The sequence below is a fragment of the Hallella colorans genome (genome assembly GCF_003096815.1).
GTDB lineage: Bacteria > Bacteroidota > Bacteroidia > Bacteroidales > Bacteroidaceae > Prevotella > Prevotella colorans.
The window spans coordinates 45,440-66,003 of sequence record NZ_QENY01000014.1 but is presented as its reverse complement, the minus strand read 5'-3'; the positions used below and the strand labels follow the sequence as shown (position 1 = coordinate 66,003).

Sequence of the window (20,564 nt, the reverse complement as noted above, 5' to 3'; positions counted from 1 at the left end):
ATCAGTCATTTAAATGTTTTCTCCAATGTATGGGGTAATAGGCCAACCGCGGCGGCAACATATAGGCCATGCGGTCTGCCAACGGAATGTCGCCATTGAGTTTGCCGTCAAGTTGCGATTGGTAATAATCCTCAAACTCGCCAAAACGTCTTTGGTCCACAAATTTTTCGTATTGCTTGAGCTGTCTCAACACATAATAGTCTTTATACCTATCCCATTTAGGTGCCAACACCTCGCGGAGCAACCTGTCATAGGCCTGCTCCTCCGGAATATTGAGCGTGCGATCGTTGGGAATGTCCATATTGTAGTAATACACCGGCTCGTCTATGAAATACACTCGAGGCTCCTTCATCAACACCATCACCTGCATGAGGCGATCCTCGCCCGTCCTGATAACGCGTGGCGTGTCAAGGCATCCCGCGAGCAACTCGCGCTTGAAAAGAATGCCCCACAGCACGCAGAAACGCGAGCTATTGGCCAATATCTCCTTCAACAACAAGTCGTGCCCCACCCATCCCTTGCGATGGGTGGAGAACAGCCGGCCGTATTGATTGACATACGTGCCAATCACCTCGTCGGCTCCGCTTTCTGCCATGGCGTCATACAGTCGTTGCAGGGCGTCGGGCAATAGTTCGTCATCTGCGTCTACGAAGCTGACACACTTCCCTTGCGCTTGCTCCCATCCCACCTTTCGGGCGGCTGTCACACCGCCATTGGCAGTATGGATGACGCGCAAGCGATGATCTTCGCGAGCCATGGCATCCAGCAACTGGCCACCATTGTCCTTACTTCCGTCGTCAACAGCGATAATCTCAAAGTCGGCAAAGGTTTGGGCAAGACAACTTGCCACACACTTTTCTATATATTCAGCCTTGTTGTATACCGGGATAATGATGGATATTTTCATTTGTTGCGTTTTAAAAAAAAGTTCAGGCACTCATCAAAAATCTTCACTCTGCACACCTTCATCATGACAATATAGAGCGCTATTGTCGTCACCATCTTGACCAACATCGATAAAACAAGCGAATTTATGGGCACACTCACCATATATGCCAAAGCCATGACACCCGCGGCAATGAGCATAAAGGGCGCAATGTCAAGCACAAACTCGCCAAAACGAATATTGACAAGACGGCGCGTGGCCATAAACCACACTATCAACCATGTTATATTGAGCGCCGTAAAGGCGGCAACCATGAACTGCACGCCCTGCTTGTAACATAGAAAGATGAGTGCCATTTGGGTGACAATCTGAAAGAAATTGCACCACATGTAGATGTCACTGCGCTGGTGACTGATGGCAAGATTTTGATAAAGGGTGTAGAAAGGCATAAAAGCGCCACCCACACAGAGTATCTGCATCAATGGCACGGCATCGCTCCACTTGGCACCCAAAAGCGTAATGATAAACTCGTGGGCAATAAGGGCCAACCCAAACAGGCAAGGAAATGAGAGCAAAGCCACAAAACGCATCATTTTTCGAAACGCTCGCCGCTCTCTGCTGGCATCGTCATCCGTGAGCGATGACAACACAGGTTGAGCCACTTGCTGCACCGCATTGCCCACAAAAGAATAGGCCATGGTGTTCCATTTATACGCCTGGGAGAAATTGCCAACCACTTTTGCCGTGAAGAGCCGACCGAAAACAAAGGTCAGTATATTGTTGTTCAACGTGTTGAGAATCATAGTTATAAGTATTTTTACGCTGAAACCAAACATCCTTTTGATGGGTTCAAAGCTGAAACGCCATGTGGGTCGCCACGCACAATAATAGTATCTGAACAGGTTGAGCACCAAGATATAGACCAATTGTTGCCAAGCTAAGCTCCAACAGCCATGCCCGCGCACCGCTAGCACTAATCCGGTGGCACCCGCAACGATGAGAGCCACGTTTCCAGCGATAGCCAATTGCTTAATCTTGAGTTCTTTGGTAAGTATCACATTGGGCACAATGCCAAAAGCGCTGGCGACAAAAGTGAGAAATATAAAGCGTGACAGCGGTAGCAAAGTGGGCTCGTGAAAGAATGCGGCAATAAGGGGGGCACCCGCAAAAAGTATCGCATAAATGGCTACACTGGTCAGGATGTTAAACCAAAACACCGCGTTATAGTCGGAATGGGTGGCATTTTTGAGATTGATTAGGGCGTTGGAAAACCCGCTACTCTGCAAATTACCAGCAATAACAATAAAGATGGCCAGCATGCCCACCACCCCATAATCGGCCGGCGAGAGCAGTCGGGCCAAGAAAACACCGATGATAATGTTGAGCATCTGGGTCGCGCCACTGTTCACCGTGCCCCAAAACAGACCGTTTGCCGTTTTCTCTTTTAATGATTTTGCCATCTACGTCAACACTTTTAAACAACAAATATAGCATGAATTGTTTAATTCTCAAAATAAAACACTACTTTTGTAACTTACAATTCAACCAATTCCTCAAAAGGTTTGGTGCCTTTGGGCGATAGGAAATAATCTTATTGGAATTTTCATAAAATAACGATAAAATTAAATAAATGGTTATAGGATATACAACAGGAGTATACGATCTTTTCCACATTGGGCATTTAAACCTCTTGAAAAATGCAAAAGGGATGTGCGACAAACTAATTGTAGGAGTTACGGTTGACGAACTTGTTGCTTACAAAGGGAAAAAAGCGATGATACCATTTGAGGACCGTATCGAGATCATTCGCAGTTGCAAATATGTCGATGCGGCAGTCCCACAATACGATATGGACAAATTTGAAGCTTGCAAAAAATTAGGAGCGTCTATGCTCTTTGTTGGCGACGACTGGTATGCCACGCCTAAATGGCAGGAATATGAGAAGCAATTTGATGAGGCCGGTATTCGTATCATTTATTTTCCATATACTCAAGGCACTTCCTCCACACAGATTCGCAAAGCTCTCGATGCTATCAGAGGAGATAATTTAGAAGATTTAAAATAAAAAATTACTGTCTTTTACAAATTCCGAAAAATCGTAAGGTTCAAAGTATCAAAACCATTAGTATGAGGACAAGTGCTCTTGTCAAAGTTGCCCAAAGAGGCTTAGAAACAAAATATTAATGATTTTCGCCACATAAATTTACCCCACTTTAAGAGTGTTTATACAATACTTAATATAAAAAATATGATAAATAAAGACTTTTGTTTGAGTTCATACATAGCTTATAGATACATTTTCAAAGAAGGAATAAACTTCTATCAAGGTATGGAACACAAGCATTTCAAACCAATAAGCGACGACCAAAAAATTGGAGTAAAAACACCCGAGGATATAGACAGGGAGATACAAAAGCAATTCGACAACTTGTACTCTCGCCATTCCAATATCGGCATTCTGCTTTCCGGCGGCATGGACAGCGCAATTCTTGCTTCATACCTTCGTCCAGGAAGCCATGCCTATACATTTACAGCACATGGAACAGATGTGTTCAACCAAGATGCCGCGCGCTCGGACCATTATTGCGAGAAGTATGGACTAATTCATCATTACATAGACATTTCCCTTGAAGACTATCAACAGATAGTTCCTATCGTGATGAAACGTAAGTGCGCACCCGTACATTCCATCGAACCACAAATATATAAAGCCGCATTGGCAGCCAAATCCGATGGTGTGACGATGATGATTGTAGGCGAGAGCGCTGACCTCATCTTTGGCGGCATGGACCAATTGATATCACGCGATTGGACTTTTGACGCCTTTGCCAAGCGCTATACATTTCTCGAACCAGCGTCAGTGCTGACAAATCCTGACGAGAGCGTAAAAGATTTGTACGAAAGTTATCGCTTGCCTGATAACAAAATAGATTATCTCAAATTCATGGATGAGGTGTTCTCTATAGAGAGTTCCGGCTCTTACCTGAATGCATTTGGCGCAGCAGACTTGGATTATTACGACCCATACGCACGCCTTGTAATGACAGACCAATTAGACTTAAAACGTGTTAGGAACGGAGAACCCAAATATCTTATTCGTAATCTTTACGCTTTGAAATACCTCGAGACTCCTATTCCCAATAAAATTCCAATGCCAAGACCCGTAGATATGATTTTTAAAGATTGGAAAGGCCCAAAACGAAAAGAGTTCAAAAATAATATAGACATGAACGCTTTAACAGGTAATCAGAAGTGGCAACTGTGGTGCGCAGAGACCTTCCTAAACATTTACGAGTCTGAAAAAGACTGAAAAAGGCAAAGCATCACCAAGGCAAAGGCGACAAAACAAATACATAAATCCTCAAAAATGAATCGGATAGAAGTAAAAGGCGAATTGAGAGAGCAATGGTGCAAATGTATCACAGACATATTAAAATACTATATACAACTGTGTGAAAAATATCATCTACGCTATTTTATAGCCTACGGTTCTGCCATTGGAGCAGCTCGCCATCACGGTATAATACCATGGGACGACGATATTGACGTTGTAATGCCCCGTCCTGATTTTGAAAAGCTGCTCGAAATATGCAAGCATGAAGACATGGGGAAATATGAGATTGTGTCGCCTTTCAACACCCCCAATTATTACCTTCCGTTTTATAAAATGTGCAACAAGGAAACCACCTTGTTGGAAAACGAAGATTTTAAGTGTGTCATGGGTATGTATATAGATATCTTTGTCTATGACGGGATGGTCTCTGACAAAAGTATCTCTGACCATTTACGTCACAAATATGTCAAATATTGGAACCGCTTTACAGTAGCTTCTTCTTTTTATTCATGGGAGAGAATAATGGAAAAACTGAAGCGTGGACAAATCAAGGACCTCGTTCATTATTTTCTTTTGAGCCTCAATCGTAACGGATACCGCAAAAAGTTCCTAAAAAAGCTATACGATATAACTCACGCATACAATTATGATGACATGGAACTTATCGTGAAATATCCTCCGGGATATGGAGCAAGTGAGGTTATCCCCAAAGAGTGGATCGAGGAAAGCACGCTCCTACCCTATGAAGACTTGCAGGTTGCCATCCCCAAAGACTACACCCGCTGGCTCAACAACTATTTTAAAGACTACACGCAGTTGCCTCCCGAAAACGAGAGACACCCTCATCATAATATCGCATACGTAAACTTAAAGAAACGGGAGAGCTTGGAGGAAGTGTTGAAAAAAATCAAAAAGAGAAAGTAATCCTACCACGGCCAGCGTTCCCAATGCCCTCATTTACAATTGCGCATACTGTTTTAGAGTTTTACATGGCATTGACAATCCACTCGTCAAATCGCTCGTAAACACCGTTATTTAAAATCGCCAATATACCCCATACTTACGCCCACATACCGGTATCGTAAGACACGGTTCATTTTTATACGCGCGTCAATTTAATCATATTGATGGCAATATACCATATTACATAACATTTTAATACCTATTGTTTCGTTATTTTGAGCAGAATAGCTTAAATTTGCAATTGATTTAATATTAAGTGCAAGTTAATGTCAAATTTAAGATTAGCAGCCGTTACTGCGGCTTTTCATAAGCGACCCTTAGAAACGGTCGCGCCATTAGAGCGTCCTTCCGAATATTTTGCGCAAAAAGTGTTCAACCGACGCAAAATGTACAAGTACCTTCCTTCGGATGTTTACCACAAACTTGTCAATGTCATCGACAATCATGAGCGATTAGACAGGGGCATAGCCGACGCTGTGGCCAAAGGCATGAAACAATGGGCAGAGGAGAATGGCGTGACACATTACACCCATTGGTTCCAACCATTGACAGAGGGAACGGCCGAAAAACACGACGCTTTTGTGGAGCATGACGGTGAGGGGGGCATGATAGAAGAGTTTTCTGGCAAACTGCTCATGCAGCAAGAGCCAGACGCCTCGAGCTTTCCGTCAGGCGGTATTCGCAATACTTTCGAGGCGCGTGGCTATTCGGCATGGGACCCCACGTCGCCAGTCTTCATCATGGATGACACCCTTTGCATTCCCACTATTTTCATCTCATACACCGGCGAGGCCCTCGATTACAAAGCGCCGCTGCTACGTTCGTTGCGCGCCGTGAACAAGGCGGCCGCCAATGTGGCCCAACTGTTCTATCCGGAGGTAAAAGAAGTGCAAACCAATCTTGGTTGGGAACAAGAATATTTTTTAGTAGACGAAGACCTTTATCTCGCCCGCCCCGACCTCATGCTTACCGGACGCACACTCATGGGGCACGACTCGGCCAAAAACCAACAGATGGATGACCACTATTTCGGAGCCATACCCGAACGCGTGCAGGCCTTTATGAAAGACCTTGAGGTACAGGCTTTGGAATTGGGCATACCTTGCAAGACGCGCCACAACGAGGTAGCTCCCAACCAGTTTGAGCTGGCACCTATATTCGAGGAGTGCAACTTGGCCGTGGACCACAACATGGCACTCATGGGATTGATGAAAAAAGTAGCTCACAAGCACAGCTTCAGGGTGCTCCTCCATGAGAAACCTTTCAAAGGAATCAATGGCAGCGGCAAGCACAACAACTGGAGTTTGTCCACCGACAACGGTATACAGTTATACGCTCCGGGTAAAAATTCGGTGGACAACCTGCGCTTCGTAGTGTTCATTGTCGAGACGCTCATGGCTGTATACAAACACAACGGACTGCTCAAAGCGTCCATCATGTCGGCCACAAACTCCCATCGTCTGGGTGCCAATGAGGCTCCACCAGCCATCATTTCCTCGTTTCTCGGCAAGCAACTATCCGACCTTCTTGACCACATTGAGAAAGCGGACAAGGAGGATTTGTTCACCTTCTCGAGCAAAAAAGGCATGGTACTCGACATACCAGAGATACCAGAACTATTCATTGACAATACAGACCGCAATCGCACGTCGCCCTTTGCCTTTACGGGCAACCGTTTTGAGTTTCGTGCAGTGGGTTCGGAGGCCAACTGCGCATGTGCCCTCATCGTACTAAACACCACCGTAGCCGAAGCTCTAACCGACTTCAAAGCTCGAGTGGACGCCCTCATGGCCCAAGGAGAAGACTGCTCCAACGCCGTCATTGACGTAATACGCGAAGATATAAGAACGTGCAAACCCATCCACTTTGAGGGCAATGGCTACAGCGAGGAATGGATAGAAGAGGCAAAAAAACGTGGTCTCGACACCGAAAACTCATGCCCACTTACCTACGACCGTTATTTAGACCGAGCGTCTATCGCCATGTTTGAAAACATGAACGTGATGCAAGAGAACGAGTTGTACGCTCGAAACGAGGTGAAATGGGAAACTTATATCAAGAAAATACAAATTGAGGCACGTGTCATGGGCGACCTAAGCATGAACCACATCATACCTGTCGCCACGCATTACCAGAGCCAGTTGGCCGAGAACGTGCAGCACATGTTCGCCATTTTCGACCAAAACGAGGCCACGTCGCTCACCGCTCGCAACAAAGAATTGATACGCGAGATAGCCGAACGCACACAAAAAATAGAAACAGGAGTTGTCAATTTGATCAACGCCCGCAAAGTAGCCAACAAAATAGAAAATATGCGCGAGCGTGCCATCGCTTACCATGACACCGTGGAAACGAAAATGACGGAGATACGCTATCAGATTGACAAGTTGGAATTGATAGTCTCTGACGAGCTTTGGACACTACCCAAATATCGCGAACTACTTTTCATACGCTAAATGTCACAAACTATTTAACGGGAGAAGCCTTCTTTCTACGAAATGGCATCTCCCGTTATTTTTGTGTCGAATATACGCCAATGAGCGAACGTCAGGGTTGAGCCAGTTTAAAACTTAACCACCACAAACGCCTTGACAAGTATGTTAACGATGGCCCTACAACCTTGAGTTTCCATGGCTTGGTCATTGTTATTAACAATATTCACAATATAGCTCTTCCCATTTTTGTCGTACACAGCACTGCGTTTCCACACACGCCTTGATGACTATTGGGCGCTTAGCGGAGTGATGCGGAACTTGAACGTCATGTCTTTGTAGCCCAAACGGTGCTGTGGCAACGGCCATGCCCCCCAGCTATTCTCACCACCGAGACCAAATTGCGCAAGGTCAAAGCACAACTCTGTGTACTTGCTTTTACGCAACTCGGGCGCATGACGCTGCCCTTTGTCATCTCCCTCGTCCAACTCGGCTATGCCATAGTGCAACGCGCTGGCACTGAACAGGCCGTCGGCGGTAACGCAAAATCCCTTGCCCGAAGCCGCGCGCTGTTTCCACCAGCGTATGTCGCTCTTGGTTCCCGTTTCTTGCGGCCGTATGTAAGGATAAAATTGCTCGTCGGCTGTCTGCTCATAGATACCCACCATTTGGCTTTCCTTGCGGTCAACATAGTTTTCTATCGGTCCACGACCATAAAACTCCGACTTGTCCATTTCATAGGGCAGCTCCATCAACATGCCGTATCTCAATGGGGCCCCAACTTCCGCTCCCTTGGTGGTGACAAGCGATTGAACTACATCTATCACGCCATTGGCATGAACGGTATAGTCTATTTTTAACGTGGATTGCACCGATGGCATATCAAAGACGGTGCTCACGCGCACAACGTTATTACTCATTTTTTTAGAGGAGATGGCCTTAAGGCTCATATCCGGATTTCGCCAAGCCTTAAACTTACGATGCAACTGCGCACCCATGTCATTGTCGGTCACCGCTCTCCAGAAGTTAGGACGCATCTGTCCACCCTCGCCTAACAAGTCGACTCCTCCCACACGATACTTGCCCATCAAGCCCGTGGTCTTGCCAAACACCACTTCCAGGCCATCGTTGTCGGTTACTGTCAACGTGTTTTGCTTTCTGTCGGTTTTCACTTTCAAATTGCCCTCCATGGATTGGATGGGCTGCATCGTCGGTTTAACCTCCCTGACAGCCATCTGTCTATAGGCTACCGTTTGTCCCTTGGCCATCAGCGGCTCGGCCGTCTTGAGCTTAAACGCCACGTCAAGCATCAGCTCTCCCGTTGCCGGCACATGGTAAGGCAGTGTGAGCGCGCCCCTTTTTTGTGGTGCAACGTCAAGCTCCTTTACCTCGCCTTTCTGCACGGGCTTGCCATCATTCAGCAGTGTCCATTCCATGGTGTAATTGGAAAGGTCGCGGAAAAAATACTCATTGTAAACCGTTATCTTACCCTCATTCAGGTCGATTGGCTCAGCCCAAACATTCTGATACACGTACGCGAGGTCATAAGCATGCGGGTTCAATTGCCTGTCAGGGCCGATTAAGCCATTGCAATTGAAGTTGTTGTCAGAGCCATCTGTCTTGTTATAGTCGCCTCCGTATGTATAAAGCGGAGACATATTGCCCGTGCCAGCCTCGTATTTGGCGGCGATAGCCTCATAGTCGGCCACCGTTCGGCTGTACCTGAAGTCTGGATTTCGGTGCAAAGCTTGGTCCACAAAGTCCCAGTCGTAACCTCCTTGAAACTTCGGATACTTGCGCACCAAGTCCCAATACTCGAGCAATCCTCCTCCCGAGTTTCCCATGGTGTGGTTATATTCGCACTGAATGAGAGGCTTAGTGTATTTGGTGTCTTTGGCGTATCGCTCACAATCGGCGTGGCTGTAATACATAGGGCAGAATATATCAGTGTTCTTTCCGTCTATCCCCGCGCGCTCCCAGTGTATAGATCTGCTTTGGTCCACCGACTTAATCCATTCGTAGGCAGCCGTGAAGTTCGGCCCATCCACCGTCTCGTTGCCCAAGCTCCACACCACCACAGAAGGATGGTTGTAGTACATTTCCACGTTGTGCTGGTTGCGCTCAAGTATTTGTTTGGCAAAAACAGGTTTCTTGGTTTCCGAATCGTCCTCATAACCGAAGGCGTGTCCCTCTTGGTTTGCCTCGGCGGTGACATACAGTCCATACTCGTCGCAAAGATCATACCACACAGGGTCGTCTGGATAATGGCACGTGCGCACGGCATTGATGTTGAGCCGTTTCATCACCTTGATATCTTGTATCATGCGCTCACGGGTCACTACATAGCCTCCGTCAGGGTCCATCTCATGGCGATTGGCGCCCTTGATGAGCACCGGTTGGCCGTTGACGAGAAATTGTCCGTCCTTTATCTCCACCTTTCTGAAGCCCACTCGCTGCGGTATCACCTCTGTCACGTTGCCTCTGGCGTCTTTCACCACGGCCAATAGTGTGTACAAATAAGGTGTCTCCGCCGTCCACTTCTTCACGTTTCTCACAACAAATCGTGCCGTGCCGTTAGACATTTTACGGAAATTGCCCACCGTTTTACCCACGACAAGGTCATTGTGATTGAGCAGTTTGAACTCTATGACCGGATCGCCCGTCACATCCACATTGATTAACAGTTCGCCGTCCTCGTAGTTATTGCCAAGGTCGGGAGTAATACGGATGTTGCTTACCTGCACCTTGGGGTTGCGCGCATAGAGATAACTATCGCGCGCCACGCCCGATAGCCGCCAGAAATCTTGGTCTTCACTCATCGAGCCGTCACACCATCTGAAGGTCTGAAAGGCTATCAAGTTCTTGCCGGGCCTCACGTATCTCGTGATGTCAAACTCAGCGGCGACCTTGGAATCTTCCGTGTAGCCCACAAATTGACCATTGACGTATAGATACATGTTTGACGTTACCGAGCCAAAATGGGCTATAACCTGCTTGCCATTCCAGTTTTGCGGTATCTCCACCATCCGTCTGTAACTACCCACGTGGTTGTCTTTAATGGGCACGTCGAGCGGTTTTTCCCAATTCATCTGGTAACTCCATGCCAACCCGATGTTTTTATACAGTGGATCGCCAAAGCCATTTAGCTCCCACATGCCAGGTATCTGCATGGTCGTCCAGCCCGCCTCGTCCATATCAGTCTTATAGAAGTCCGTGGGCCGTTCATTGGCATGACGCACCCATTTAAATTTCCATGTACCATGTAACGACAAGAAATTTTTTGAGTTGGCTTTCTCGTCTTTCATGGCCAAAGCCTCGTTTTCGTAGGCAAAAAACTGTGTATGCAGTTTAAATCTGTTCACCGCGTTGACCTGTAAATCGTGCCACTCGTTCCATGTGGGACACGAGCCATCTGCCGGCGTCGTCTCATTTGTCTTTGTGGCAGCGTTCACATTCAGCAACAGGGCCATCAAGGCCATTGACATCAATATTTTTTTCATTGTTTTAGAGTATAATTATTTTTAATTTTTGTAGGTTTCTATCATATTCACAAGCATGTAAGAGAAGGTGATCTTGCGGCATGTCTAAACCCTAAACTCATCGCGTGGCGCGTCGACCTACGCTCGTCCATGCCCACGCCAAGCCAAATAGTCGGCACTCTGTGGGGCTACGACATTTTTATAGGCCTCCTACGCTCAACCGCGCAGTTGTTGTCGCAGCTTACCCTCTGGCGCATTGTCATAGGGCGGCGACAGACACGGAGCCATGCCAGCCATTGGTCGGCCGAAACATTCCTTACAGGCCACTTTCTTGTTGCGCCCGTCCCACGATGGGCTAACCTCTGTTTGCATGTTCTTTTGCAACTCCACCTTAGACATGTTTTCCTACACTGGGCGAGCCATCTCGCAAGCATGCCGGCACCAATAGGCACGGTCGGTTATGGCACATGCCTTTTAGTCGTTATGGCACATGCCGGGAGCGCACGCGCAAAAGCCACTGTCAAAACTTTGATTGACAATTTATTCATGATGTTTAGGTTTTGTGAAGTCTCTGTACGACAAGGGTGGATAGTCGGCTGAAATATCCATCCTTAACTACAAAGATACAACAATTTTGACTACTGGCTATGGATTAAACAATTTTTAAGGTGTAAAAAGTGACATTATAAACGGCAATGGCACTCCCCTTTGTTTGCGATATCCCCAAAAAACTGTCGCGAAAGGCATAAGAGAAACCAGAATATGTCAAAAAAATGGATGCAAAACAAACTGCGCAAAATCTTGGTTTTTAGAAGATGAAAAGATAAAATCAGGATGTTTTTTGGCCATCGCCTCGCCCCCAAACCAACTATCGGCGTGCCATTAGCACCTATTGGCACGGTGAATAAGGCCTCGACGCACGTCGAATGGGGTCTATTCGCCTTGTGCTTAAGCCTTAAAGGCAAACCGAATAAGCACTAAAGGCAGAGCCTCCGGAAAACTTTGTCAAGCCACATAGGTGCAAAAAGAGCGCAAACACGTGTCTATCAAACCATTGTGGAAAACTTGAAATAAGGCCGTATTTTCAGCCAATGGATTTTATTTTTCAAAAAAACGAAGCATGCGAGGGGTCTTGTCAAATGTTTTCAAGTACCAAACGCAAATAGTCAAGGTTAACACCCGCGAAAAGAACCCAATATTATCGCAGTTATAAAAAGCCGTTTTGCGTATAAATGTGTATCTTTGCAATAACAACAAAACACAGTTATTCATGGACAATCCATATATCAAACAATATCCAGACTTGATGGACGGCAAGACCATCATGTACAACCACGGCTTCGGCTCGTCGGCCGCGTCGGGCACCGTGGGCCGCATTCAGCAAACTTTTCCCAACGCTCGAGTGGTGGCTTTCGACATTCCGTTGCACCCCACCGAGGCCATGACATTCCTGAAAGAGAAAGTGGCGCAAGAAAAACCCGACCTCATCATCGGCACGTCGATGGGCGGCATGTACACGGAGATGCTCTACGGGTATGACCGTATATTGGTAAACCCGGCCTTTGAGATGGGTCAAACCATGAAAGAACATGGCATGACAGGCAAACAGACATGGCAAAACCCACGGCAAGATGGCGAGCGAACATTTCTCGTGACCAAGGCTCTGGAGAAAGAATACAAAGAAATGACCGAGCGATGCTTCGTTGAATTGGAGAGTATGCCAGCCAAGGGCAAAGCCGAAGAGCAGGCTCGTGTGTGGGGACTGTTCGGCGACGAGGACCCAATCGTGCACACGTTCGACCTATATCGCGACCATTACCCGCAAGCGGCCCGCTTTCATGGCGAGCACCGCATGGACGACAGGTCGTTCATGAACGGCGTGGTGCCGGTGATAAGATGGATTGACGACCGGCAAGAAAAGCGCGAGCGACCCGTCGCGCTCATAGACAGCAGCACACTGCGTGACGCTTACGGCAAACCCAAATCGAGCCTGAACAAAGCTTTCGACATGCTCATAGAGCGTTACGCAGTGTACATCGTGGCACCGGCGCCCACCAACGATCGCGAGGATTTAGCCGACATGGGCGCATGGGTAGAGCGACACCTGTCCACCCCCGCCCACGACAGAGTGATATATTGCAACCAAAAACAACAACTCTATGGCGACTATTACATAGACGCCAACCCTTGCGCCAACTTCATGGGCACCACCATCGCCTTTGGCAGCGACAAGTTCAAGACATGGGAAGAGGTGATAACCTTTTTCGAACGACTTGGTGGCCAATGAGGCACAAGGCTAATACTCGGTCTTGTCGGTCTTGTCGCGCCACATGTCAAAGGCTTTGGCCCCCTCTGTAGGCAGCAAGACGTCAATGGGAATGGATCGCTTATCGAGGTCTAACGGTATGTCGTTATAGATAAGGTCGTCGCTAAAGCCGATGGCGCCGGCAGCCTTGCGGTCGTTGGCAAAATAGATGTGGCCAAGGCGAGCCCAGTATATGGCGCCGAGACACATGGGGCACGGCTCGCACGAGCAATATATCTCGCAACCCGAGAGGTCAAAACTCCTGAGCCGCGCGCAAGCCGCGCGTATGGCGTTGACCTCGGCATGGGCCGTAGGGTCGTTGTCTATGGTGACACTGTTGGAAGCTTCGGCTATCACCACGCCGTCCTTGGCGATGACGGCTCCAAATGGGCCGCCACCGGTCCCCACACTCTCTTCGCTCAAGGCAATGGCCCTACGCATCAAAGACTCGTTATTCATTATATATATTTTTTTTAGTTTCGTGACAATAAACAAATAGTGACACAAAGGTAAACATTTTATCAAGGCATGCCGTGCCTTTACCAATCTTTTAACATCGAAAAAACTTTTTTCCTGTTTTTTGTCGCTACCATAGTGCCCACGCGCACTCACTTTTTCTGGCCATTGGTGCGATATATCAGGAAATTATACTTACATTTGCAACATCATGGGCACTATAACATACGGTTTCTGCGACACGCCATTTGGCGAAATTATTGTGGCCGCAACAAAGAAGGGCATTTGCGACTTGCAATTTTTGGAATATAACAAGTTGGAGACCATTCACGATTTGGGACAACGGTGGGGTGTCTACACTCCTATTACGCTTGATAACGAAATGGCTGAGATGGTAGCCAGCGTGGTGTTCGGGGGCAAACGGCGCAAAATTACCGTCGACCTGCGAGGCACCGACTTTCAGATAGCGGTGTGGAAAGCCGTGCGCGCTATTCCATTTGGGCAGACTGCCACCTATCAAGACATGGCCAGGGCAGCCGGTAACGAAAAGGCCGCGCGCGCAGCGGCAACGGCCGTGGCACAAAATCCGGTGTCGCTGCTCATACCGTGCCACAGGGTGGTGCGCAGCGATGGAGACACCGGCGACTACCGATGGGGACGGGATTTGAAACGAAAACTGTTGAAATGGGAAGCCGAGACCGTTACCGCCCAGCCAAAAAACGGCATGGCGACAAACCTAAACCAGCTGATAGACATACACTGCAGCAACGTGCCGTTGGTGGAAGAACTCTCGCAAGACATGTTTAAAGGAGATTTGGATGGATTGTTCTGAACTTTTTGACCGCGTGTCGCAACTGCTCACCACACAAGACCTTGAGCCGGCCATACAAAACAAGATTATGCACGAGACGTTGGTACAGACTTGTACCTACGGCCTGAAAAATTGCAAGTATGGGTTTGGAGACCTCAACGCACAAGTGGAACAACTGGTACAGCGACACCATATCTCTCAAACGATGGCCAACGCCATACATAAAATGCGGCGAGACAGCAACAGAAGCGACGCCTTGTTGCCAGAAGAGCTGCTACATGACGCACACGCCTTGGCCACGTTTATCGCGCAGGTGTTCGACGTTGACATACCCAAGGGGCTAACGTCAAAATTGCCGCGAAACATGAACGACACACGCGGCAGGAACCGAGCCAACTCCCCCGACAAGCGTTGCACGGTGATGGCATGGGATGACACGACCATCACGGTAAGAGTGGACGAGGACGACGCGAGGGAATGGAAAAAAGTTTTTTACACCAAAGAGACGCAATACGCCAACATGCAGTACCTGCGTGACATACTGCGAAAGCACATGCAGCTCAATTTGATAGGATGCCACGTGGATGGAGACGCCATCACGCCACAACTAATCGTGATGGAACCCGACTGCCTGATAGACATCAGCAGCATCGCGGCATGCTTTGAGGATTATGGACACCACCCATTGCTCTATCTGATAAACCGATTGAAACCACGCCTTGTCAGCCAACCCATCTTGTTGGGCAATTTTGCCAGCAACGCGCTTGACGACATTATCAGTAACCGAGAAGCTGACTTCGCCAGCACTTTGGTGAAAAATTTTACGAAAAACGCCGTGGAATACAGTATCTGCCAAGATTTTAAGGCCACAAAATTCAAACAGGACGCCATGACGCAAATGCGTAACCTAAAACAGATAGTGGCAGAGATAGAAAATAGACACAACCTCAAGAAAGCCATCCTTGAGCCTTCGCTTATCTGTGAAAAGTTTGGATTGCAAGGACGAGTGGACCTCATGACCACTGACCTGAAACTGTTGGTGGAGCAGAAGTCGGGGCGAAACATCTTTTTGGAACGTGGCACCAAAAACCAATACGGAGGTCAACATATTGAGAAACATTACGTACAGCTGCTACTCTACAACAGCATTCTCTATACCATATCTCCCAACTCGAAACGCGATATACAACTGCTTTACTCTAAATTTGAGTTGCCGAACGGGTTGATAAAAGTGAAAAACCTCATGGAACTGTTCTACAAGGCCGTACGCTTTCGCAATGAGGCCGTGGCACTGGAGTTTGACATCGCTCATAACGGCATGCGGCACATATTGCCAACGCTTAGCGTAGACAACCTGAACACAGCAGGCAGGCAAGACTTTTTCTATGACAGATACCTACGGCCACAACTTGAAAATACACTGTTGCCACTGCAACAAATGCAACCATTGGAACACGCTTATTTTTGCAGGATGATGCAATTTGTAATTCTCGAAAGCCTGTTATCCAAAGTGGGCGTATGTGAAGGCTCGGGCAACAGCGTGGCCAACTTGTGGAACATGCCACTCGCGGAGAAAAAAGAAACTGGAAATATCTATACCAACCTTACTGTTATAAACAAGGTGAAGAGTGGACAACCTAAAGGCAACGACAGCTACGACCTTATCACTTTGGCCATACCCGAACAAGACGAGGGCTTTCTGCCCAATTTTAGACGCGGTGATATGGTATGGCTCTATGCCTATCCACAAAACGAAGAGCCAGACATCCGGAAGGCATTGGTTTTCAAAGGTGGGCTGGCTGACATACATGCTAACAAGCTAACAGTAAAATTGAGCGACGGACAGCAGAACAAACACATCTTTAACCACCTGCCTTATTCCGACCTGACACTCTCCAACGAAGAGGATGCCCGGCCTGAACAACGCTTCGCATGGTGCATAGAGCATGGCAACAGCGACGTTGGCAGCAGCTCGGCCATACGCGCGCTATACGAGTTTGTAACCTCGGCCGACCACCGCAAGGCTTTGCTGTTGGGGCAACGCGAACCCCGACGCGACACCTCGCTGTCGCTGTCGCGTAGCTACGACCCTATACTCGACCCCCTATTGCTCAAAGTGAAGCAGGCGCAAGACTATTTTTTGTTGGTGGGCCCACCCGGCACAGGCAAGACAAGCAGAGCGTTAAGATTCATGGTTGAGGAGGAACTGGCCAACAAATCGAGCGCAGTGTTGCTACTTGCATATACAAATCGCGCCGTGGACGAGATTTGCGACATGCTTGTGGACGCAGGCATCGATTTTCTTCGCGTTGGCAGCGAGTTGAGCTGCGCGCCGCAATTCGAGGCTCACCTCATTCCCAATGCCGTGGGCGAGAAACCTCTATTAAACGAGATGAAGGCCACTTTGGTAAACGCGCGCGTGGTGGTGGGCACGACATCAACGCTTCAGGCCAGGCCGTTCATTTTCGGCTTGAAACATTTTACGCTGGCATTGGTAGACGAAAGCTCGCAGATTTTGGAACCAAACATCATCGGATTGTTAGCCGGGCACGGCGGGACGACCGGCAAAACGGCAAGCGACATTTGCGACATTGACAAATTTGTACTCGTCGGCGACTACAAACAGCTGCCGGCCGTGGTGCGGCAAAACGATGTACAAGCTACCGTAAGTGAACCGGAGCTGCATGAGATATGCCTGACAAACTGCAAGAACAGCCTATTCGAAAGGCTCATAAATATAGAGAAGAAGAGTGGGCGGACGGCATTTATGGGTGTGCTACAGTTGCAAGGGCGCATGCACCCGGACATAGCCGAGTTCCCAACCAAGGAGTTTTACTTTGACGAACAGCTGCGGCCTGTGCCTTTAAGGCATCAATTAGCCACAACAATCGATTATAAATTGCCATCCGAAGATAGCGTAGACGACATGCTGAAGCAGCATCGGGTGTTGTTCATTGCTTCTGGTTTTTGCAGGCGACCTGACATCTCCGACAAAGTGAACACAATAGAAGCGCACATCGTGGCCGACCTGCTAAGACGCATACACCGATTTGCGGATACAGGTTTTGACCCTGACAAGACGGTGGGCGTGATCGTTCCTTACCGCAACCAGATAGCGATGATACGCAGAGAGATAGAAAAAATGGGTATAGCCGATTTGGAAAAAATAAGCATTGACACCGTGGAACGCTACCAAGGCTCACAGCGAGATGTTATAATCTACTCTTTCACAATACAGCAACGTTATCAACTGGACTTTCTCACAGCTAATGTTTTTGAAGAAAACGGACATACCATAGACCGAAAGCTAAACGTGGCGCTGACGCGAGCGCGCAAACAATTGGTGCTTGTAGGCAATCCAAGCATCCTTGGCGAGAATGTAGTTTTTAAGCGAATAATAGACTATTCAAAACAAAAAAAATGTTATATAAGGGAGTATAAACCTACAATTTCGGAAAAAATTATTTAAAAATAAACGGCCATTGCGGAAAAACACTTACATTTGCAAGGAAAAATCATTAAGGTATTTTTAAACCGTTACATTATGAAAAAAATTATTTTATCAGCTGTAGTCATGCTCGCTTCTGTTGCAGGCTATGCTCAACATGAAGTAGGAACCGTTACCATTCAGCCTAAAGTGGGTTTGAATGTGGCCGCATTGACTAATTATGACAAAGCCGACCCACGTTATGGCGTGGCAGCTGGCGCAGAACTTGAGTATCAGCTCACAGACATTGTGTCACTTTCGGCTGGCGCTCTTTACTCTATGCAAGGCAACAAAACCACTGTAACACAAGGCAAAAATAGCATAACCAACACTAACAAGGTGGATTATGTGAACGTGCCTATTATGTGCAATGTATATGTAGTAAATGGTTTGGCCGTTAAATTAGGTGTGCAACCGGGTTTCAAAGTGAACAGCAAGAACGACTTCAAGGCAAATACCGTACTGGGCGACGCCTCTAAATCTTTTGACATGAAAGCCAAAAGCGTAGACGTCTCAATTCCGGTAGGTCTCTCTTATGAGTATAGCAACTTTGTTCTTGACGCTCGTTACAACTTCGGTGTAACCAAAGTGTTTGAAAACTCAGACACTAAAAACAGCGTATTCCAGTTCACATTGGGTTATAAATTTGAGCTATAAGTCCTACGAGACAAAGACAACAAACCGTTGTTAAACATATAGCGGAAAGCCTGAGACTGCATGTCAGTCTCAGGCTTTCTTATTTATTTGGTATCGTTTGGTATCAATAATTTACACATAAAAAAGAAAATCAGGACACGGTCATGATGCATCGGTGGCGCTATCACGGATTGATAGACGTTCTAATAATAGTTGGAACAAGCGTGAAATGGCATAGTTGTCAAGATTTTGCTCATCTATCCAAACATATTCTGCCGGCAAAACGGGGCGTCGTTCTGGCTCCCAAAGATAAAAATCGGACAGAATAATACGATGTGTCAGCACATGCTTGACAGACAGGGCAATGGGTTTCCAAGCGGAATTAAAACCCATTGAAGATATGGAAAACACCTTTTCTTTAGACAAGCATTTACGTTTTTTGTCGTCATCCCCATTGGCAGTCATAACGTCAGCATACAAATAGGGTTCCCACAATCCTTGCCATATATCGCCTTTGCCACGCTGACGAATGGCTGTTTGCCCATTGCAACGTATGTAAACATAGGTCATGCGGCGCGTTCTCACCTTTACCGTCTTGAGCTTCACGGGCAACTCGTCCACCCGTCCCTGCCGAACGGCATCGCATTGGTCTACAATTGGGCATGTAACGCAGTCCGGATTTTGTGGCGTGCATTGCATGGCACCAAAGTCCATGATAGCCGCGTTGACCTCGGGATGAGTGACAACCTGTTCAGCCAACGCCTTAAAAAGCTTTTTTCCAGCCGTGGAGTTGATAGGCGTATCTATGCCAAACACACGCGCCAACACACGATAGAAATTGCCATCGACGGCTGCCACAGGATTGTCAAACGCAAAAGCGGCAATGGCCGCAGCCGTATATTCGCCCACTCCCTTGAGTTTTCTTATCTCGTCTAACGATTTTGGGAAATAGCCCAAGTGTACTAACTGCTTGGCAGCATGGTGCAAATTGCGCGCCCTACTGTAATAACCCAAACCTTGCCACAACTTCAACACCTCGTCTTCAGACGCAGACGCTAACGCCTCGACCGTGGGATACTCGCTCATGAAACGTTCCCAATAAGCCGTACCTTGGCTAATACGCGTCTGTTGAAGAATGATTTCGCTCAGCCAAATGGCGTATGGGTCGCGCGTTTGACGCCACGGCAGGTCGCGACCGTGCCGTGAATACCAATCGAGCAACACTTGGGCAAATTGGGAAGGAGCCATCTACAAGCTATCCTCCTCACGCGCACAGGATGGGCAAACGCCCTTGACCATGTAGTTGATGGTTGCAACAGAGAAGCCATCGGGCAATTCGACGGCAGGAATAGGAATGTCGTGCAGGCAATATACTTGTCCGCAGCGCTCGCAAAAAAAATGTACATGCACATCGTCGTCCTCGTCTTCGTCGTGGCTTAAGCACAACTCGTACCTCACACCACCATTCCCATCCTCTAACGAATGTACCAAATGGCGCTCCTTGAAAAGCATGAGCGTACGAAAAATACCACTTTTATCAATCGTCAAAATGGTATTTTCCAATTCGGAAACAGACACGGGGCGTTCCTCATGGGCCAGTGCCTTGAGCACCACGATGCGGTTGCTGGTGGGCTTGATGGCATGTTTCTGTAATAGTTCAACGCATGCAGATTCGTTCATAACAAATGCAAAAATACGAATAAAAAAACTTTTTAGACCATTTCGTCACGTTAAAATAGCTATCTTTGCATTACAAACCTCTGAATAATCCATTC

The 20,564-nt window shown here is 47.5% G+C and carries 15 protein-coding genes; 8 read left to right on the top strand and 7 right to left on the bottom strand.

Annotation, left to right across the window (positions count from 1 at the left end):
* Position 1: 1 nt before the first annotated feature.
* Together C7379_RS08035 and C7379_RS08030 are read right to left on the bottom strand one after the other, a co-directional pair.
* Positions 2-907 (bottom strand): glycosyltransferase family 2 protein, encoded by a 906-nt coding sequence (locus tag C7379_RS08035; protein ID WP_116616838.1) that lies wholly within the window; start codon positions 905-907, stop codon positions 2-4.
* The gene (locus C7379_RS08030; RefSeq protein ID WP_116616837.1) at positions 904-2,346 is read right to left on the bottom strand and encodes a lipopolysaccharide biosynthesis protein; all 1,443 of its coding nucleotides are present in this window, start codon (positions 2,344-2,346) and stop codon (positions 904-906) included. The genes C7379_RS08035 and C7379_RS08030 overlap by 4 nt, the downstream gene beginning before the upstream one ends.
* A 170-nt stretch (positions 2,347-2,516) precedes the next feature.
* Here C7379_RS08030 and C7379_RS08025 point away from each other — a divergent pair, with 170 nt between their 5' ends.
* The 4 genes from C7379_RS08025 (at position 2,517) to C7379_RS08010 (ending at position 7,639) form a co-directional block, all read left to right on the top strand.
* Complete coding sequence (locus C7379_RS08025; RefSeq protein WP_116616836.1) at positions 2,517-2,951, top strand: FAD synthase family protein; 435 nt, start codon at positions 2,517-2,519, stop codon at positions 2,949-2,951.
* A 204-nt stretch (positions 2,952-3,155) separates the two neighbouring features.
* Complete coding sequence (locus tag C7379_RS08020) at positions 3,156-4,196, top strand: asparagine synthase C-terminal domain-containing protein (RefSeq protein WP_207773412.1); 1,041 nt, start codon at positions 3,156-3,158, stop codon at positions 4,194-4,196.
* Between the two features lie 57 nt (positions 4,197-4,253).
* Positions 4,254-5,144 carry a LicD family protein gene (locus C7379_RS08015; RefSeq protein ID WP_116616834.1) on the top strand — a complete coding sequence of 297 codons (891 nt, stop codon included), beginning with the start codon at positions 4,254-4,256 and terminating at the stop codon, positions 5,142-5,144.
* A gap of 305 nt (positions 5,145-5,449) precedes the next feature.
* Complete coding sequence (locus C7379_RS08010) at positions 5,450-7,639, top strand: glutamine synthetase III family protein (protein WP_116616833.1); 2,190 nt, start codon at positions 5,450-5,452, stop codon at positions 7,637-7,639.
* 266 nt (positions 7,640-7,905) lie between these two features.
* On the opposite strand, the gene C7379_RS08005 is transcribed toward C7379_RS08010, so the two are convergent.
* Together C7379_RS08005 and C7379_RS12745 are read right to left on the bottom strand one after the other, a co-directional pair.
* Positions 7,906-11,115, bottom strand: a complete 3,210-nt coding sequence (locus C7379_RS08005) for a glycoside hydrolase family 2 TIM barrel-domain containing protein (RefSeq protein ID WP_116616832.1) — start codon at positions 11,113-11,115, stop codon at positions 7,906-7,908.
* 195 nt (positions 11,116-11,310) lie between these two features.
* Positions 11,311-11,466, bottom strand: coding sequence for a hypothetical protein (locus tag C7379_RS12745; RefSeq protein WP_207773411.1), 156 nt, complete (start codon positions 11,464-11,466; stop codon positions 11,311-11,313).
* Positions 11,467-12,364: 898 nt separating this feature from the next.
* Here C7379_RS12745 and C7379_RS07995 point away from each other — a divergent pair.
* Positions 12,365-13,381, top strand: a complete 1,017-nt coding sequence (locus C7379_RS07995; protein WP_116616830.1) for a YqiA/YcfP family alpha/beta fold hydrolase — start codon at positions 12,365-12,367, stop codon at positions 13,379-13,381.
* A gap of 9 nt (positions 13,382-13,390) precedes the next feature.
* Here the strand turns inward: C7379_RS07995 and C7379_RS07990 are convergent, their stop codons facing one another.
* Positions 13,391-13,858, bottom strand: a complete 468-nt coding sequence (locus C7379_RS07990) for a nucleoside deaminase (protein WP_116616829.1) — start codon at positions 13,856-13,858, stop codon at positions 13,391-13,393.
* A 208-nt stretch (positions 13,859-14,066) separates the two neighbouring features.
* Here C7379_RS07990 and C7379_RS07985 point away from each other — a divergent pair, with 208 nt between their 5' ends.
* The 3 genes from C7379_RS07985 to C7379_RS07975 all read left to right on the top strand — a co-directional run bounded on the left by C7379_RS07985 (position 14,067) and on the right by C7379_RS07975 (position 18,810).
* Positions 14,067-14,687: a methylated-DNA--[protein]-cysteine S-methyltransferase gene (locus C7379_RS07985; protein WP_243406757.1), complete on the top strand. Its 621-nt coding sequence runs from the start codon at positions 14,067-14,069 to the stop codon at positions 14,685-14,687.
* Complete coding sequence (locus tag C7379_RS07980; protein WP_116616827.1) at positions 14,674-18,135, top strand: DEAD/DEAH box helicase; 3,462 nt, start codon at positions 14,674-14,676, stop codon at positions 18,133-18,135. Before C7379_RS07985 ends, C7379_RS07980 begins: the two co-directional genes overlap by 14 nt.
* Positions 18,136-18,210: 75 nt before the next feature.
* Positions 18,211-18,810 carry a porin family protein gene (locus tag C7379_RS07975; RefSeq protein ID WP_116616826.1) on the top strand — a complete coding sequence of 200 codons (600 nt, stop codon included), beginning with the start codon at positions 18,211-18,213 and terminating at the stop codon, positions 18,808-18,810.
* Positions 18,811-18,951: 141 nt separating this feature from the next.
* Here the strand turns inward: C7379_RS07975 and mutY are convergent, their stop codons facing one another.
* Together mutY and C7379_RS07965 are read right to left on the bottom strand one after the other, a co-directional pair.
* Positions 18,952-20,037, bottom strand: a complete 1,086-nt coding sequence (gene mutY / locus C7379_RS07970; protein WP_116616825.1) for an A/G-specific adenine glycosylase — start codon at positions 20,035-20,037, stop codon at positions 18,952-18,954.
* Positions 20,038-20,469, bottom strand: a complete 432-nt coding sequence (locus tag C7379_RS07965; protein ID WP_116616824.1) for a Fur family transcriptional regulator — start codon at positions 20,467-20,469, stop codon at positions 20,038-20,040.
* Positions 20,470-20,564: the final 95 nt, after the last annotated feature.

Bases quoted from the DNA above. Each gene is read 5' to 3' on its own strand.
- C7379_RS12745 (WP_207773411.1), bottom strand. From the start codon at position 11,466: ATGCAAACAGAGGTTAGCCCATCGTGGGACGGGCGCAACAAGAAAGTG.
- C7379_RS08005 (WP_116616832.1), bottom strand. From the start codon at position 11,115: ATGAAAAAAATATTGATGTCAATGGCCTTGATGGCCCTGTTGCTGAAT.
- C7379_RS08015 (WP_116616834.1), top strand. From the start codon at position 4,254: ATGAATCGGATAGAAGTAAAAGGCGAATTGAGAGAGCAATGGTGCAAA.
- C7379_RS08030 (WP_116616837.1), bottom strand. From the start codon at position 2,346: ATGGCAAAATCATTAAAAGAGAAAACGGCAAACGGTCTGTTTTGGGGC.
- C7379_RS07975 (WP_116616826.1), top strand. From the start codon at position 18,211: ATGAAAAAAATTATTTTATCAGCTGTAGTCATGCTCGCTTCTGTTGCA.
- C7379_RS08025 (WP_116616836.1), top strand. From the start codon at position 2,517: ATGGTTATAGGATATACAACAGGAGTATACGATCTTTTCCACATTGGG.
- C7379_RS08010 (WP_116616833.1), top strand. From the start codon at position 5,450: ATGTCAAATTTAAGATTAGCAGCCGTTACTGCGGCTTTTCATAAGCGA.
- mutY (WP_116616825.1), bottom strand. From the start codon at position 20,037: ATGGCTCCTTCCCAATTTGCCCAAGTGTTGCTCGATTGGTATTCACGG.
- C7379_RS08035 (WP_116616838.1), bottom strand. From the start codon at position 907: ATGAAAATATCCATCATTATCCCGGTATACAACAAGGCTGAATATATA.
- C7379_RS07965 (WP_116616824.1), bottom strand. From the start codon at position 20,469: ATGAACGAATCTGCATGCGTTGAACTATTACAGAAACATGCCATCAAG.
- C7379_RS07995 (WP_116616830.1), top strand. From the start codon at position 12,365: ATGGACAATCCATATATCAAACAATATCCAGACTTGATGGACGGCAAG.
- C7379_RS07985 (WP_243406757.1), top strand. From the start codon at position 14,067: ATGGGCACTATAACATACGGTTTCTGCGACACGCCATTTGGCGAAATT.
- C7379_RS07980 (WP_116616827.1), top strand. From the start codon at position 14,674: ATGGATTGTTCTGAACTTTTTGACCGCGTGTCGCAACTGCTCACCACA.
- C7379_RS07990 (WP_116616829.1), bottom strand. From the start codon at position 13,858: ATGAATAACGAGTCTTTGATGCGTAGGGCCATTGCCTTGAGCGAAGAG.